The sequence below is a fragment of the Hydrogenophaga sp. PAMC20947 genome (assembly GCF_004795855.1).
Taxonomy (GTDB): Bacteria; Pseudomonadota; Gammaproteobacteria; order Burkholderiales; family Burkholderiaceae_C; genus Hydrogenophaga.
Window position 1 is genome coordinate 3192766 of record NZ_CP039252.1, and the last position, 16064, is coordinate 3208829.

The following is a 16064-nucleotide window of genomic DNA, read 5'->3' on the forward strand; positions in this document are numbered from 1 at the left end:
CGCAGGCTCCTGGCCTCTGCCACAATCGGCGCCTTTCCCCAATTTTCACCTTGGAACGGGTCTGTCCGGCCCTCAAGACACATGCACCCAGCGCCCCCTCGCGACTTCACCGTCGCCGACTTTGACTTCTCCCTGCCCGACGAGCTGATCGCCCAGCACCCTGCCGCGGAACGCAGCGCGTCCCGCTTGCTGGATGGCACCGGCGATGCCCCTGCCGACCGCATCTTTCGCGAACTGCCCGATCAATTGCGCGCCGGCGATCTGCTGGTATTCAACGACACCCAGGTGGTCAAGGCCCGGCTCTTCGGCGAGAAGGCCAGCGGGGGCAAGTTCGAGATCCTGATCGAGCGGGTGTTGTTGCCTCACGAAGCCAGCGACGGCAGCGAAAACGAGGTGGTGGTGCATTTCCGGGTCAGCAAAAAGCCCCAACCCGGTGGGCTGTTGCATCTGGTGGGAGGGCTCCACGGCGGTGGATTCGACGCCACCTTCATCGACCGCTGGCCAGACGCACAGGGCCAGCTGTTTCGCCTGCGCCTGCAAGGGCCGGCCGGCGAAACGCCCTATGAGCTGATGGAGCGCCACGGCCATGTGCCGCTGCCGCCCTACATCACCCACGCAGACGACGCCGATGACGAACGCCGCTACCAGACGGTATTTGCCCGCGTACCCGGCGCCGTGGCCGCGCCCACCGCCGCGCTGCACTTTGACGAAGGGGTGCTCTCGGCGCTCGATGCACGCGGTGTTCAGCGCGCCAGCGTGACCCTGCACGTGGGAGCCGGCACCTTTGCCCCCATGAAAACCGAGCAGATCAGCGAACACGTGATGCACCACGAGCGGTACGCGATACCGCCCGAAACCGTGCAGGCCATCGCCGACTGCCGCGCGCGCGGTGGCCGGATCGTCGCGGTTGGCACAACCACTGTGCGCACGCTGGAGAGCTGGGCGCGCTCGGGCGACACCCAGGGCGACACCAACATTTTCATCACGCCCGGATTTGATTTCCAGGTGGTGGACCTGCTGGTCACCAACTTCCACCTGCCCAAGTCGACGTTGATGATGCTGGTCAGCGCCCTGGCCGGCTACGAGCATGTGATGGCCTTGTACGCCCATGCGGTCGCCCAGCGCTACCGATTCTTCAGCTATGGCGATGCCATGCTGCTCCAGCGATCGCCACCCTGATTGGCAGATGGCGTGTCGCCTGTCGCCTGTCGCCTGTCGCCCGGCATTCGCATCCTTTCTGCACGAATTGTTAAAAATGCGCGACAACCAACGGCAACAGTACCGCTCCGCAGGGATTTGTAACACCTTCATCTGGTCGAAAACTTGGCATTCCGCCTTGAGCACCGACAATAGGCGGCTGGACTGTTAGCGCTGTGGGGTTTGATTTGATCGAAATGTTGGTTCGCCTGGGCTTGGCTTTGTTTTTGTCGTTGACCCTGGCTGTGTTGATGGCCTGGGGCTGGAACAACGCCGAAGGATCCGCCCATGAATCCGAACAGGCGGCGGTCACCACCAGCGTTGCTCCCGTGCAGTAAACACCCTTCCCCAACGCTTCGACCGGGCGCTCGGCGACAATGTCGCCCATGCTCCAATTTGAACTGCTCAAGACCGAAGGCCACGCCCGCCGCGGCCGCCTCACGCTCAACCACGGCGTGGTTGAAACCCCCATCTTCATGCCCGTGGGCACCTACGGCACGGTCAAGGGCGTCATGCCCCAAAGCCTGCACGACATGGGCGCACAGATCATCCTGGGCAACACCTTCCATTTGTGGATGCGCCCCGGCCAGGACGTGATGAAAAGCTTCGGTGGCCTGCATGGCTTCGAACAATGGCACAAGCCCATCCTCACCGACTCGGGCGGCTTCCAGGTCTGGAGCCTGGGCGCCATGCGCAAGATCACCGAAGAAGGCGTGACCTTCAACAGCCCCGTCAACGGTGACAAGCTCTTCATGTCACCCGAGGTCAGCATGCAGATCCAGACCGGGCTGAACAGCGACATCGTGATGCAGCTCGATGAATGCACACCGTATGAGACCAACGGCCACCTCACCACCGAGGCCGAGGCCCGCAAAAGCATGGAGATGAGCCGGCGCTGGGCTGTGCGCTCCAAAGACGAGTTCGCCCGGCTGGAAAACCCCAACGCACTTTTCGGCATTGTGCAGGGCGGCATGTTTGAAAGCCTGCGCCAGGAATCGCTAGATGCGCTCGTGGAGATGGATTTCCCTGGCTACGCCGTGGGCGGCGTCAGCGTGGGCGAGCCCAAAGAACAAATGCTGCAGATCATGGCGCACACGCCGCACCGCCTGCCCGCCCACAAGCCACGTTATTTGATGGGCGTGGGCACGCCGGAAGACCTGGTGCAGGGCGTGGCCGATGGTGTGGACATGTTCGACTGCGTCATGCCCACGCGCAATGCGCGCAATGGCACCCTGTTCACCCGCTTTGGCGATCTGAAGCTGCGCAACGCGCGCCACAAGAGTGACCACCAGCCGCTGGACACCTCCTGCACCTGCTACGCCTGCGCGGGCACGCCATCAGGCCCCTCTGGTATCGGCGGCGTGAGCTGGGACCAGGGCGGTCGAGCCGGCTTCAGCCGCGCCTACCTGCACCACCTCGACCGCTGCGGCGAGATGCTCGGACCCATGCTCGCCACCGTGCACAACCTGCACTACTACCTCAACCTCATGCGCGAGGTGCGTGAAGCGCTGGACGGCGGGCGGTTTGAAGCGTTCCGGGCCCAGTTCAAAAGCGACAGAGCGCGCGGCGTCTAAGCACCGTTCGCAGATTCCCCAGGGTGCGGTTGGGGCAAACAACCCCAGCCATCGCAGGCGACCAGCGCGTCCCTTTGCAGGGAAGCCGGTTCAACGCGCTCCCGGCCAACCCGGACCGGGCAGCGTCGCTCGGCGCCCTTTCCTGGGGTGATCGTCAGCAGTTCAGGGGCCGCGTATCCTCAGCGGCGGCCTGAGCACCAAAACCGACACAAGGCGCCCGGTCAGCGCGCCTCCGAACCGGCGCAACCCGCGCTACCAGGCCCGTCATGGGCGCTCGCCAGCCGCGCCTGACGCATCCGCGTGGCAACGGTCTCGGCCCCCTCGAGGACAAGACGATCCCCGTCTGTCATGCCGCCAATCGATAGGGAAATCCCCAATTATTATTGCTTTGTAAAACGATACAGTCACGTTAGTAAATCGTTACACAACGAGAAATCAGGCGTTTAGACCTTGATCCAGACCATTCTTCCGCCCCAACCCACAGGAGACAAACATGACCTCAACCCAATGGCTGCGCCGCACCGCAACCTGCCTCGCCTTGACCCTTCCCGCCGCCGCGATGGCGCAAACCATCATCAAGGTGTCCGACGTTCAACCGGCTGGCTACCCCAACGTGGTGGCGCTCGAGAACATGGGCAAGAAGCTTGAGGCGGCGACCAACGGGAAATTCAAGTTCCAGATGTACCCCGGTGGTGTGCTGGGCAGTGAAAAGGAAATGATTGAACAGGCCCAGGTCGGCGCTCTGCAGATCGCCCGCATCTCCTTGGGCCCCATGGGCCCGGTGGTGCCCGACGTCAACGTGTTCAACCTGCCATTCTTGTTCCGCGATGAGGGCCACATGCGTGCCGTGATCGACGGCCCGATCGGCAAGGAAATTCTCGACAAGATCACCGCCAGCTCGGCAAAACTGGTCGGCCTTGGCTGGATGGACAGCGGCTCACGCAGCATGTACACCAAGAACGCCATCAAGACGCCCGACGACCTGAAAGGTCAAAAAATCCGCGTCATGGGCAACCCCATGTTTGTGGAAATGATGAACGCTATGGGTGGCAATGGCATCAGCATGGGCCACAACGACACCTTCAGCGCCTTGCAGACCGGCGTGGTGGATGGCGCGGAAAACAACCCGCCCACATTCTTCGCCAGCAACCAGTACACCGCCGGCCCCAAGTTTTATTCGCAAACCACCCACCTGATCATTCCCGAGCTGTTCGTGATGTCCAAGATCACCTGGGACAAGTTTTCGAAAGACGAGCAGGCGCTGGTGATGAAGTTTTCGCGCGAAGCCCAGATGGAACAGCGTGCGCTGTGGGACAAATCGGTCGGCGACTACACCGCCAAGCTCAAGGCCTACGGCATCCAGTTTGTCACCCTCGACAAAAAGCCCTTCTATGACGCAACCGCCCCGATGCGCGCGAAGTACGGCTCCCAATACGCTGACCTGATCAAGCGCATCGAAGCCACAAAGTAAGCCACCCCACAACGCCCCAGGCGCCATGCGCCCAGGGCGTTGTTGCTGCTGCACAAATCACCATGATCGAAACCATCCACCGCCTGCTGGACCGCATCTACCTGGCCTGCATCTGGATATCGGGCATCGCCATCATCTTGATGAGCCTGATCATCCCGTGGGGCATCTACGCGCGCTATGTGCTGGGGACCGGGTCCAATTGGCCGGAGCCGGTCGCGGTCTTGCTGATGGTGACCTTCACCTTCTTTGGCGCCGCTGCCACCTACCGGGCTTCGGGTCACATCGCCGTGGGTATGCTGACCGACTATTTGCCCAAGCCGCTGCAATGGCTGTGCGTCAAGGTGGTCCACGCATTGATGATCGCCATCTGCCTGTTCGTGATGGTGTGGGGCACCAAGCTCTCGATGGAAACCATGCGCCAGGCACTGGCGGAATTGCCCTGGCTGCCCGTGGGCTACACCTACCTGCCGCTGCCCATCGGCAGCGGCCTGATCCTGCTCTTCGTTCTGGAGCACGCCTTGCTGGGGCCCCAGAATCATCGCGCCGTGGTCACCTTTGACCACGACGACGTGGCTCCCAACGCACAGGCGAACTGAGATGGACATGGATACCTTGATCTTGCTGGGCAGCTTTGCCATCTTCATGCTGATCGGCATGCCCGTGGCCTTTGCGCTCGGCCTCGCAGCCCTGGTGGGTGCCTGGTGGATCGATCTGCCGCTCGACGGCGTGATGATCCAGATTGCCAGTGGCGTCAACAAATTTTCGCTGCTGGCCATTCCCTGCTTCGTTCTGGCCGGCGCCATCATGGCCGAAGGCGGTATGGCGCGCCGGCTGGTGGCGTTTGCCGGTGTGCTCGTGGGCTTCGTGCAAGGCGGCCTGTCGCTGGTCAACATCCTTGCATCCACCTTCTTTGGCGCGATCTCGGGCTCGTCGGTGGCCGACACGGCGTCCATTGGCTCGGTGCTCATTCCCGAAATGGAGAAAAACGGCTACCCCCGTTCCTTCGCCACAGCAGTCACCGTGAGCGGTTCAGTGCAGGCCATTCTGATTCCGCCGAGCCACAACGCGGTCATCTACTCCATGGCGGCAGGGGGCACTGTGTCGGTGGCCGCCTTGTTCCTCGCTGGCGTGTTGCCTGGCCTGCTGTTGGGCCTGAGCCTGTGCACCTACTGCCTGTACGTGGCACGCAAGCGCAACTTCCCCAAAGGCCGGGTCATTCCCATGCGCGAAGCTTTGCACATCTGCGCCGATGCCCTGTGGGGCCTGATGACCATGTTCATCATCCTGGGCGGCATCCTGTCGGGCGTGTTCACCGCCACGGAGTCGGCGTCGATTGCGGTGCTCTGGGCATTTTTCGTGACCATGTTTATCTACCGCGACTACAAGTGGTCTGACCTGCCCAAGCTCGTGCACCGCACCGTCAAGACCGTGTGCATTGTCATGATCCTGATCGGCTTTGCGGCCAGCTTCGGCTACATGATGACGCTGATGCAGATCCCGCTGAAAATCACGGCGGCCATGACCGCGGTCAGCGACAACCCGTTGGTGATCCTCTTGATGGTCAACGTCATGCTGCTGATGCTCGGCACCCTGATGGACATGGCGCCGCTGATCCTGATCCTCACGCCCATTTTGTTGCCTGTCATGAAAACCATTGGCGTCGATCCAGTGCACTTTGGCATGATCATGATGGTCAACCTGGGCATCGGTCTCATCACACCCCCAGTGGGCGCGGTGCTCTTCGTGGGCAGCGCAGTCGCGAAGCTCAAAATCGAGCAGGTCGTGCGCGCCATGTGGCCCTTCTTCTGCATCCTTCTCATCGTCCTGATGCTGGTGACCTTTGTCCCAGGCATCTCGCTGTGGCTCCCACGGGCGATGAACCTCTGAATTCCATGAAAACTTCCGCTCCCACCATCGAAGACGTCGCCCTGCACGCCCGCGTGTCCATCAGCACGGTCTCCAACGTTCTGAACGGCCGGGAGACCCGCATGCGTCCTGACACCCTCGAGCGGGTGCAGCAAGCCATCACCGCGCTCGGGTTTCACCCCAACCAGTCCGCCCGCAACCTCAAGACTGGACACCTCGCCATGATCGGCCTGCTGGTGCCGTCCATCGCGAATCCGTTTTTCGGCTCCCTCGCCCGCGAGATCGAGGCTGTGGCCAACGAACGCGGCTACGGCGTGATGCTGTGCAACACGCAGCGCGAAGCCGATCGCGAGCTCGCCTACGCCCAGGCCCTCATGGCACAGGGCGTGCGCGGCATGGTGATCGGCTCCGCCCTGCAAGCCCAGGAACACCTGGCCCCGCTCATCGAACGCGGCCTGGCCGTGGTCAGCTTTGACCGCACCGCTCAGGAAGCGCCCTGGAACATGGACTACGTGAGCGTCGACAACCAGCGCTGCGGAGAACTCGCCGCCGAGCACTTGCTGGCCTTGGGCCACCGCCATATCGTGTACGTCACAGCCCCCCTGCGATCGGTCAGCCGCGGCGCCCGCCTGGACGGCGTGCGAAAGGCCTGCTCCGCCGCCGGCGCCCAGCTGCACGTGCACATCGGCGACATACCCAACGGCCAAATTGAAATGGAAATGGCCGAACTCGGGCGCAGCGCCGCGATCGAGCTGCAAGCCCTCCATTCGGACGCCACTGGCTACATCGCCTTGAACGACCTGATGGCGCTGGGCCTGGTATCGGGTCTGCGGCAGTGCCACAAACGTGTACCGCAAGACATCTCCGTCATGGGCATCGACGACCTGTTTCTCGACAGCTATATGAGCCCTGCACTGAGCTCGGTCCGGCAACCCATGCCAGAACTCGCCCGGGCCGCCTTCGAGCGCGTGCTGGCCCGCATGAGCAACCCCACCGAACAAGCCCACTCACTCGTGTTCACACCCGAACTCGTCCAGCGCGAATCCACCGCGCGCCTTCCCCCCCTTTCTTAATCCGAAGCCACAGCAACATGACCACGACAACCGGAACACCTTCCCACACCACCACGTTCGTCACCGGCGGCGCATCGGGCATTGGCGCAGCCATTGTTCGGGCGCAAGCCGCCCGCGGCGACCGCGTGGCGTTCACCTACTGGTCCAGCGCCGACCAAGCGAAAGCCCTGGAAGCTGAACTGGGTGACAACGTGCTGGCCATCAAATCGGACGTGACCGATGAAGCCGAAGTGATCAAGGCCTTTGCCCAGGCCGTGGCGCGTTTTGGTCATGTGGACCACGTGGTCGCCAACGCAGGCGGCTTGCTGGCACGCGAGAAGTGCGTCGACATGACGCTGGAATTCTGGCAAAAGGCCATCAACCTGAACCTCACCAGCGCCTTCCTGACCTGCCGCGAAGCCTTGCGCCACATGGTGCCGCGCGGCTCGGGCAGCGTGGTCATCATGGCGTCGCTGGCCGGACACGACGGCGGCGGCCCGGGCGCCAGCCACTACGGTGCGGCCAAGGGCGCGCTGTTCAGCTACATGCGCGCGCTCGCCAAAGAAGTCGGGCCACAGGGCATTCGCATCAACGGCATTGCCCCCGGCCTGATCGCCACACGTTTCCACGACGTGTTCAACACGCCCCAAGGCCGCGCCGCCGGTGTCGAGCGCACACCCCTGCGCCGCGAAGGCCAGCCGGAAGACGTGGCCAACGCCACCGTGTACCTCACGTCGGAGGCCGCATCCTTCATCACCGGCGAAGTGCTGGAAATCAACGGCGGCATGGCCATGTACTGAGCCAACGCGGTGTTGCAGGCCCAGCCCGGAGCCCCGCGTCCAGCAGCCCGGACGCCCCACGCACACTTCCTCGGCGGAGTCACAACGGGGGACCACGGCACTCGCCTGTGGGCGGCCACAGAAGCGCTGTAGCATGGAGCCGTTGAGCGCGAAGCGGATCGCTCGCACCCAGCGATGTCCCTTCGGGTCAACGCTTCTCCACAACGCCACCCAAGCCCTCTTACCGTGCGCTGGATCCCTTTTCTGTTGTCCCCGCTCAAGTGGCTGCTCGCGCTGCTCATCCTCTTTGAGGAATGGGGCTGGGAGCCGCTGCAGCGCTGGTTGGCCCGCATCGCGCTGTGGCCCGGCTTTCGCTGGCTCGACACCGCCATTCGCCGCCTGCCGCCCTACGCGGCACTGGCTTTGCTGGGCGTGCCGGCCCTGACCCTGTTGCCCATCAAGTTGGTGGCACTGTGGTTGATCGCTCAAGGGCACGCGGTCTCGGGCGTGTTGGTCATCCTCGCCGCCAAAGTCGTGGGCACCGCCGTGGTGGCCCACCTGTTTGGATTGACCCAGCCCGCCTTGATGCAGCTGGCCTGGTTCGCTCACCGGCACACCCAGTGGACGCAATGGAAAGACCGTCTGCTGGCGCAGGTGCGCGCATCGCTGGTTTGGCGAACCGCTCGCGTGCTGCGGCGACAGGCCCTCAGACAATGGCATCGCTGGTCGCGCCAGCGGCCATGAACGCCCACCACAGCGACTCACCAGAACCAGCGCCATCGACACCGTTTCAGCACCCATCATCGGGGCTTGAGGCAAGCTCCGGGAAACCCTTGTGCATCTCCGCTTGACACCTATGCAGCAAGCAAGCCGCACGCAACGCGTTTAAGCTGCGGTCCATGACACAAGCCCACGTACCGCGCCACATCCTGCCCGTGCTTGTGCTGGCGCAATTCGCTGGCACCTCGCTGTGGTTTGCGGTCAATGCCGTGATGCCCGACCTGCAGCGCGAGCTGGGCTGGGCCAATGCGGCGGTGGGTGCACTCACCTCGTCGCTGCAATTCGGCTTCATCGTCGGCACATTGGTGTTTGCCTTGCTCGCCATTGCCGACCGGTTTTCAGCGCGCCGTGTGTTCCTGGTCTGCGCGCTGGCGGGCGCGGCCTGCACCGTGGGCGCCTGGGCCATGGTGCGCAACTATGAGGCCTTGATGGTCTGGCGTTTTGCCACCGGCGTGTTTCTGGCGGGCATCTACCCGGTGGGCATGAAGATCGCCGCCCAGTGGTACACCAAAGGCCTGGGGGGCGCGTTGGGCCTTCTGATCGGTGCGCTGGTGCTGGGATCGGCGAGTGCACACGCGCTGCGCGCCCTGGGCGATGCCCTGCCCTGGCCGACGCTGATGCTGGGCGTGGCAGCACTGGCCGCGGCCGGTGGCCTGCTGCTGTTCTTTGCCACACACGATGCGCCCGTCGCCCATGCCAAGGTCAGCACCTTGCAATGGCGTGCCCTCGCCTCGCTGTGGACCGACGGCCGGGTGCGGGCCTCGGTGTTGGGTTATTTTGGTCACATGTGGGAGCTTTACACCATGTGGGTCATGGTGCCGCTGATTCTGGCCACCCGCCTGCAAGGCACCGCGCTGTCGTGGACGGCATTTTTTGTGTTGGGCGCCGGCGCGCTGGGTTGTGCGGCCGGCGGCTGGGTCGCACAGCGCTGGGGCAGTGCGCGCGTGGCCGGGGTGCAGCTGAGCCTGAGCGGCCTGTCCTGCCTGGCCACACCCTGGATGCTGGGGGCGGGCGACGCGGTGTTTTATGGCTGGCTGGTGCTGTGGGGCATCACCGTGGCCGGTGACTCGCCTCAGTTTTCCACGCTCACGGCGCGCAACGCGCCGCCCCAGGCCGTCGGCAGTGTGCTCACACTCACCAACAGCATCGGCTTCGCCATTTCCATTGCCAGCATCTTGTTGTTTGTCTCGTTGAGCGAAACCGTGCCGCTGGGCTCGCTGCTGCCCTGGCTGGCGATCGGCCCGGCGCTGGGGCTGTGGGCGTTGCGGCCCCTGCTGCGCGAGGAACGCCACGCGGCTGCGCCGGCGCGGGCCTGAGCTCACGCCCGAGCCCGCTCCCGAGGTTTGAGATGGCTCAGCCCGGCGCCGGTTTTGCATCGACCACTGAATCGGGCTCGTCGCTGGCTGCGGCCACGGTTCCAGGATGGGGCACGGCGACAACGACCGTACCTGGCAGGCCCGGCTCCACCGCAGCTGCATCGTCGCGCTTGGCGTGGGCCCCGCAGCTGAAGCAGAACAGCGCAAACGCACTCTTGCGCGACTGGCAGCTGGCGCAATGGTCAAACAGGCTCAGCCCGCAATGGGGGCAAAAGTCGGTCTTGCCATCTTTCAAGTCGACAGGCCGCTCACAACCAGGACACACATTCTTGGTCAGGCGGGTCTGCGCAACGTCGTAGTCCAGCTCCTTGCGGCGCTGCGTGTCGGGCAAAGCTTCGGCCAGCTTTTGGCGCTCCAGGTAGCGCTGCAAAGCCTGGATCGCGTAGCGCCCGCCGATCACCGTGAGCACAATGCCCACGATGTAGCGCACATAGCCCCCGTAGCTGGGCAAGTACGGCACCAGCTCTACAAAGAAGGCAAACAGCGCGAAGAAGATGAAGCCCCACACAAAAGGCCATGACGACCCTTTGCGGTGTTTCTTGAACAGAAATCCTGCCAATGCCAGCAACGGCAGGGTGAGCGCCAGGCGGTAGCCAAACACCCGCAGCTCCTGCGCGCGCTGGGCATCCCCATATGCGCCACTTGCCTGATTTTGCAGCGTGCGCAATTCCGACTCTGCCCGCTGCTGGGCCTGGCTCGCATCCAGTGCCACCTGCTGCTGCTGCTGCACCGCGGACAGCGCCACGCGCTCCGCCTGGCGCAGCCCGTCCAGCTCCCGTGTGCGCTGCAACACCTCTTCGTCTTGCTCAGCCCGCTGGGTCACGCTGCGAGTGGCCAGCCAATTGTCAAAAGTTTCCCGGGCCGCGCGGTTGTCGGCGCGCGATGTTTGCACCCGCAGTTGCGCCTGATCCAGCGCGGCCTGAGCGGCTTCGGCCGTGCGTTCGGCAGATTTGATGCGCTCCTTCAGCACGGGTGTGCGCTGCGGGTCCATGAAATCTTCCAGGGTGCGCGTTTGTTCCACCTGAGGCAGATCGCCCACCACCGTGCTGCCCAGCCCGGTGAGAAACCAGGCAAACAAGAATGCCACCAGCCACAGGCCGCGGCGAAACCACTTTTCCGACAAGCGCAAAGATTTGCTCATGTTCCATCCCTATTCAAATAAATCGTTTCAGGCCGCATTGTGCGGCGTTCACAGCCCAAGGGTCTGCGGGCTGGAAGCCATGCCACTGCGCGTGAGCCAGTCCAGCACCGAATCCACGGTGACCGTCTCGATGCGGTCGGCAAAGCGCTTGGCATTCGGATGGTCGTCGAAAGCGATGTTGGCCGAGCTCAACCGGCCCCCGAGCCGCGTGAGCGCACCGATGCGCAACACGCTGGGCTGGTAGCCCTTGAATTTCAGCCAGGCCTGCGCCTGCTCGCGGTTGGCGATGCCCGGCTCCACCGCGCTCGCCAGGGTTTCCAGCGCCCACTGGTTGGACTGCTGGTAACGCGTGCTCCAAGGGTAGCTCACCAGGTTGTAAGGCCGGGCATTGAGACGCACGCTGCGCTGGGGGTCGGTCAGCAGCGTCAGCAACGGCCCCTGCAGCGCCGGAGTGGGCACCGCCCACACCGCCTCGGCGCGCCAGAGATCGTCCAGGAAAAACTCACCCAGCCCCTGCCGGTACAGCGCGGCGGTGCTGGAACCACACTGGTTGAGCTTGTGCAACACGCGCCAGGGCCCTTCCGGTGTTTTGTAGGCCCAGCCCAGGTGGGAATAGCGCAAGTGGTACTTGCTCAAGTCTTGCCCGGCCCGTCCCAAAACCACCACCCGCGCGCCGCTGCGAGCGTTTTCGGCGTCCAGCGCCTCGCTGGTGCGTTGGGCCAGCGACATGCCCTGCGTGATGCTCTGCGCGTTCAGCGGCTTCGCGTCGCAACTGCGCCCGGCGTGGGCCGCGGGTGCAGCGGCCAGCAAGGCCACCGTGGCCAGCACTGTGAGCGAATGAAAAAACTTGGCACTCATATCAAACTCCTGTTGGCGTTGTGAATCCCGCGCGCGGCTCTTTCTCGTGCAACGCAAGGGCCAGAAGTCCCGCCCATCAATAGGTCAACTGCTCGTTGTGCAACAAGGCCCGGCCCAGCTCGTTGGGAATGAAGGCCAGCACCTCGCCGGCCGCGGACAACAACACCCCCGTGCCGATGGCACTCACCACCAGCACCGTGCCCACGCCGGCGGACATGGCCGAAGCCGCCTGGCCCGACACCCGCACACTGGCCTGCGCGCCGTCCGAGGCGCGCTCCAGCAGGTAGACCGTGCCGCTGACAGTGACCTCCACCGCTTTGACCACCAGCGTCGCCCCGACCACAGAAAACGCCACTGGCACCGCGCTCACTGCGGCGCCCGCCGCAGCCACACTGCCCGTGACCGCCGACGCCGTGCCCACCACCGATGCCACCGGCAAGGCCGAGAGCACCAACGAGGCTTCGCTCTGCGCCCGCACCGGGCCGCTCACCAAAGAAAGGGCGAGCGCGCCGGCCAACAACCAGGAGGCGGGTTTGAAAATTTTTAACATGGTGGAATCGCTTTCTTGAGAGTGAAAAGTCAGGTTTTTTTGAACAAATCGAATGGGTTTGGGTGTGCTGATGTGCATCAGGCCGCGGCCTCAGTGCGGACAGCTTGGGCAGTGGCCGCAGTGGCTCCATCGGAAGAGCGCTCTGGCAAAACCTGCTGGCGGCCGATCAACTCACCGTGCATCTGAGCCTCCGCAAGGTCGGCCTCGTGGCGGTCGCGCAGGGTCTTGGCCAGCGTGAAGGCCGAGGTCACCAGGTACAACCAGCTCACGCCCAGGTAAGCCCGGTAGGTCACGTCCACATTCATGCGCAACAAGCCCCAGCCGGTCAGGCCCATGGCCACCGCAAAGCCGCCCCACACCACGAGTCGCCACATCGGTGTTTCCACCTCGCCAGACACTTGCGCCTTCTGGGTGTCCCGCACCGCCTTGGACAAGACGAACACCGTGGACAAACAGAATACGTAGCCCATCACCATGAAGGCCCGGTCCAGCGCCTCACCCGGCAGGTAGGCCAGGCCAGTGGCACACAGGAAAACGGCGATGCCGAAAGAGATCCACACCTGGAGCTGCCAGGCGCGGGTGTCGCGCATCACGATGAGAGGGGAGCGGTTTGTTGTCGTCGTAGCCATGTGAACCTCGAAGGTTTGTTGAACACGGCGCAATGATCTAGGGCGGGATCGCTCCCGGCAGCAAATTTGTGATCTTGGATTGATAGATTGGACTTTGGGTATTGAAATAGTGAACCCGGCATCGAAGCCAATGGATCAGCCAAACCCAACCCTCTGGGCATGTGCACATGCACAACCCTGCGCTGAAGTTTGGTCAGAAAGGCGTGGGCCGTATTGGGTAGCGGCCGTGAAGCGGTCTGCGAACTTGCTACAACAGCCCGGAGAGCTTCGTTCTTGGTGGCATCTGCTTTGACTGCCAGGCCGTTCGCGGCCAATGGCAGTCGCGCATGAAATCCGCCCAGTGCGCGACCAGCGCCACGCTGGCTGGGCGGGCATGCCAACCCGTCATCGGCATCGGCATCGGCACGCAGGATTTGGTACCAGGCGAGGCCGATATTGCGCCGGAACGCCTGCTGGTCGAGCGCGTCACGGAGGTGATAAGCGGTGCGGGCTTTCAGTCGGCTGAAGACCTCGATCGTGGCTTCGATCACCGTGCGTTCATTCCCCTGATGTTCCCGTTGCCCAATGCGCTGTTGCCAATCTTCCAGCTGTCGCGGCTCAAGTCACTGAATCTTGCCGAGCACTTCGCGATGGGCGGCGCTCTTGCCCTGTCGAGGGACCAATGCGTGCTCTTGCTGGGCGGTGATAACAGCCACCACGGCATGCGGGACTTCGGTCACGCCCAATCGCCCGCGCCAAGCCCTCCGTTTGATGCGTGGCTCGTCCATGCTGTTGCGCCCGAACCCGCTGAGCGGGGCAGACGTCTTCAAGAATGGAATTCGGCCCCGGTGGCACCCGCCTGCCATCCGTGCAACGAACACTTGCTGGCCCTGCATGTGATGGCAATCGCAGCGCTGGTGTGGGCTTGCTCCGGGCGAGGCATAAACCACCGCCACTTCCCGCCCAGGGCGAGGGTATGCAACGACGCCAGGGATGAAAAGGTGCGCTTTTATGTGCCTGACAGCGGCCAACACCCTTTAGATCATTGTGCGGCGCAGCCATCGAGACATGGCCTTTACTCGAAGAACGAAAACGGCTTTCGCGCCGCTGCGCCTACTCGCGTGGTGCCGCTGGGTCGAGCAGATCGTTTTGCGGATGCGATTGCTGTTCGTTGTCGATTTGCTCCAGGACGTCCTTGGTTGCCCGCGTATCAACCGGCTTTGATACGCCTGCGCCACTGCCCTCCCTCCCTGGCGTCGCATCTTTGCCGGCTTCGGTCTTTCGGGCCTCGTGCAGCTGCACGCGGTAAATGGGCTCCGGCATATCCATGCCGGCCCTCTCAAGGGCCAGCTTCACGCGGCGGATGGCTTCACTTCGAACCTGGAGGAATTCGTGAGCGCGCTGGTCAACCCAACCGTGAAAGGCCACCTGGACGTTGGAATCGCCGAGTGCGGTGATCAAGGCACGGGGTGGCGGCTTGTCCATGACACCCTCGATTCGCGTCAGTTCGTCGATGCCCAGGGACTGCGCACGGATCAGATCCTCGTTGACGCCAACGCCGATCTCAAAATCGAAACGGCGGCTTGGATTGCGCGTGTAATTGAGCGTCACACTGCCAAACACCAGCGCGTTCGGTATTCGCAGATGGTTGCCATCGAGCGTCATCAGCACGGTTGCCCGCGAAGTTAACGCAACGACAATGCCTTCATTGCCATCGATGACGACATGGTCCCGCGGCGAGAACGGCTGGCGCACGCTCATCAGGATCCCGGCCAGGTAGTTTTCAAGGATGCCCTTGAAGGCGAACCCCAGTGCAACGCCAAGCACGCCCGCAGTGCCCAGCACGGCCCCCACCAGGGCTGTCGCTTGCATGATTTCCAGCGCAATCAGAACGCCCAGTCCGAGCACGAACCAGCGCACGGTCGTTCGGGCCAGATCCTGCAAAAATGGATTCGATTTCGAAGCATGAGCGACCCATGCACGTTGCGAAATCCAACGGCCGGCAAGCCAGGCCGCCCAGACAATCAGCAGTGCAAAGATCAACAGCGGCAGGGCTGCGACGACGCGATAGGCCTCATCGAGCAATCGCTGGAAGACGGCGGTCATGTCGAATTTCATGGCGTCAGGCATCCGGTTTCTTCGCAGGTATCCAGTATAGGACTTGACCTTTCGCGGTTGAATGACCGCCAAACGGGCTTGGCCTCATTTGAATCCAAGGGGTTTTGCTGACGCGTTCCCGACCACTCTTCACTGCCTGCGTGAATGTGCCGGCGAGAACACATATTTGACATGGTTTCTCGCCGTTGAATTGCCTGGCCCTTTCCTGACGGTCAGCGGCCGGTTGCGGGCGCCCAGCCGGGCGCCCATCCGGGCGACGCAGAGGGTGTTACATGCCGGGCATGAGCTGGCCGCGAATCTCGCCGCCCTTGTTGGCCGCCGTGTGGATATTGGCGTACCACTTGCCAGCCATCAGGTCCGACACCTGGGCTGGCGTCAGGGTGGCCTGCCCTTCAATCGGGCTGGCTGCACTGCTGAATGGAACGGCGACACCGGCATTGCTGCCTGCCGCAGCCGGGCCATGGAAGTGGCCTGCCAAGGCCGGACCGGTCAAGCCAGAATAGGTGACTGTCCACTTCAAGACATTGGTATCTTTGTTGAGCGTGGCTTCTGCCATACCCGTGCCGCTGGTGGTGACGGCCGGGACCTCATTGGCCCCGGACAACTTGGCGGTCAAGCTCACCACATTGCTCGGCTGCATGGCGGTGCAGCCCGCAAGGCCCACAACCACGGCTGTCATTGTGAAACCGGTCTT

18 protein-coding genes are annotated in these 16064 nt (G+C 63.3%); 10 read left to right on the top strand and 8 right to left on the bottom strand.

Features of this window, described 5'->3' with window-relative positions; genetic code table 11:
* Positions 1 to 81 precede the first annotated feature (81 nt).
* From queA to E5678_RS14570, 10 genes are all read left to right on the top strand, one after another.
* On the top strand, positions 82 to 1179 hold the full coding sequence (gene queA, locus E5678_RS14530; protein WP_136179188.1) for a tRNA preQ1(34) S-adenosylmethionine ribosyltransferase-isomerase QueA: 1098 nt from the start codon (positions 82 to 84) through the stop codon (positions 1177 to 1179).
* A gap of 215 nt (positions 1180 to 1394) precedes the next feature.
* Positions 1395 to 1535, top strand: coding sequence for a hypothetical protein (locus E5678_RS22340; RefSeq protein WP_168708572.1), 141 nt, complete (start codon positions 1395 to 1397; stop codon positions 1533 to 1535).
* A gap of 48 nt (positions 1536 to 1583) precedes the next feature.
* Complete coding sequence (gene tgt, locus E5678_RS14535; protein WP_136179189.1) at positions 1584 to 2771, top strand: tRNA guanosine(34) transglycosylase Tgt; 1188 nt, start codon at positions 1584 to 1586, stop codon at positions 2769 to 2771.
* A gap of 493 nt (positions 2772 to 3264) precedes the next feature.
* Entirely contained in the window at positions 3265 to 4242 is a 978-nt protein-coding gene (locus E5678_RS14540) for a TRAP transporter substrate-binding protein (protein ID WP_136179190.1), read from the top strand.
* Positions 4243 to 4304: 62 nt separating this feature from the next.
* Positions 4305 to 4838: a TRAP transporter small permease gene (locus E5678_RS14545; RefSeq protein ID WP_136179191.1), complete on the top strand. Its 534-nt coding sequence runs from the start codon at positions 4305 to 4307 to the stop codon at positions 4836 to 4838.
* 7 nt (positions 4839 to 4845) lie between these two features.
* Positions 4846 to 6129, top strand: a complete 1284-nt coding sequence (locus tag E5678_RS14550) for a TRAP transporter large permease (RefSeq protein WP_136179192.1) — start codon at positions 4846 to 4848, stop codon at positions 6127 to 6129.
* Between the two features lie 5 nt (positions 6130 to 6134).
* Positions 6135 to 7181, top strand: coding sequence for a LacI family DNA-binding transcriptional regulator (locus E5678_RS14555; protein WP_136179193.1), 1047 nt, complete (start codon positions 6135 to 6137; stop codon positions 7179 to 7181).
* A 17-nt stretch (positions 7182 to 7198) separates the two neighbouring features.
* Positions 7199 to 7960: an SDR family NAD(P)-dependent oxidoreductase gene (locus tag E5678_RS14560; RefSeq protein ID WP_136179194.1), complete on the top strand. Its 762-nt coding sequence runs from the start codon at positions 7199 to 7201 to the stop codon at positions 7958 to 7960.
* A 246-nt stretch (positions 7961 to 8206) separates the two neighbouring features.
* A complete protein-coding gene (locus tag E5678_RS14565; RefSeq protein WP_247596786.1) occupies positions 8207 to 8683 on the top strand; it encodes a hypothetical protein in 477 nt (158 codons plus the stop codon).
* A gap of 155 nt (positions 8684 to 8838) precedes the next feature.
* Entirely contained in the window at positions 8839 to 10035 is a 1197-nt protein-coding gene (locus E5678_RS14570; protein WP_136179195.1) for an MFS transporter, read from the top strand.
* A 37-nt stretch (positions 10036 to 10072) separates the two neighbouring features.
* Here the strand turns inward: E5678_RS14570 and E5678_RS14575 are convergent, their stop codons facing one another.
* From E5678_RS14575 to E5678_RS14605, 8 genes are all read right to left on the bottom strand, one after another.
* Positions 10073 to 11236, bottom strand: a complete 1164-nt coding sequence (locus tag E5678_RS14575) for a zinc ribbon domain-containing protein (RefSeq protein ID WP_247596787.1) — start codon at positions 11234 to 11236, stop codon at positions 10073 to 10075.
* A 48-nt stretch (positions 11237 to 11284) separates the two neighbouring features.
* Positions 11285 to 12094: a DUF2145 domain-containing protein gene (locus E5678_RS14580; protein WP_136179196.1), complete on the bottom strand. Its 810-nt coding sequence runs from the start codon at positions 12092 to 12094 to the stop codon at positions 11285 to 11287.
* Positions 12095 to 12170: 76 nt separating this feature from the next.
* A complete protein-coding gene (locus tag E5678_RS14585) occupies positions 12171 to 12644 on the bottom strand; it encodes a hypothetical protein (RefSeq protein ID WP_136179197.1) in 474 nt (157 codons plus the stop codon).
* A 77-nt stretch (positions 12645 to 12721) separates the two neighbouring features.
* Positions 12722 to 13273, bottom strand: a complete 552-nt coding sequence (locus E5678_RS14590; protein ID WP_136179198.1) for a YiaA/YiaB family inner membrane protein — start codon at positions 13271 to 13273, stop codon at positions 12722 to 12724.
* Positions 13234 to 13803: a hypothetical protein gene (locus E5678_RS22650; protein WP_247596788.1), complete on the bottom strand. Its 570-nt coding sequence runs from the start codon at positions 13801 to 13803 to the stop codon at positions 13234 to 13236. The genes E5678_RS14590 and E5678_RS22650 overlap by 40 nt, the downstream gene beginning before the upstream one ends.
* Before the next feature lie 72 nt (positions 13804 to 13875).
* Positions 13876 to 14082, bottom strand: a complete 207-nt coding sequence (locus E5678_RS22655; protein WP_247596789.1) for a hypothetical protein — start codon at positions 14080 to 14082, stop codon at positions 13876 to 13878.
* A gap of 283 nt (positions 14083 to 14365) precedes the next feature.
* Positions 14366 to 15370: a mechanosensitive ion channel family protein gene (locus E5678_RS14600; protein WP_168708573.1), complete on the bottom strand. Its 1005-nt coding sequence runs from the start codon at positions 15368 to 15370 to the stop codon at positions 14366 to 14368.
* A 268-nt stretch (positions 15371 to 15638) separates the two neighbouring features.
* Complete coding sequence (locus E5678_RS14605; protein WP_247596790.1) at positions 15639 to 16049, bottom strand: CHRD domain-containing protein; 411 nt, start codon at positions 16047 to 16049, stop codon at positions 15639 to 15641.
* Between the last annotated feature and the right edge of the window lie 15 nt (positions 16050 to 16064).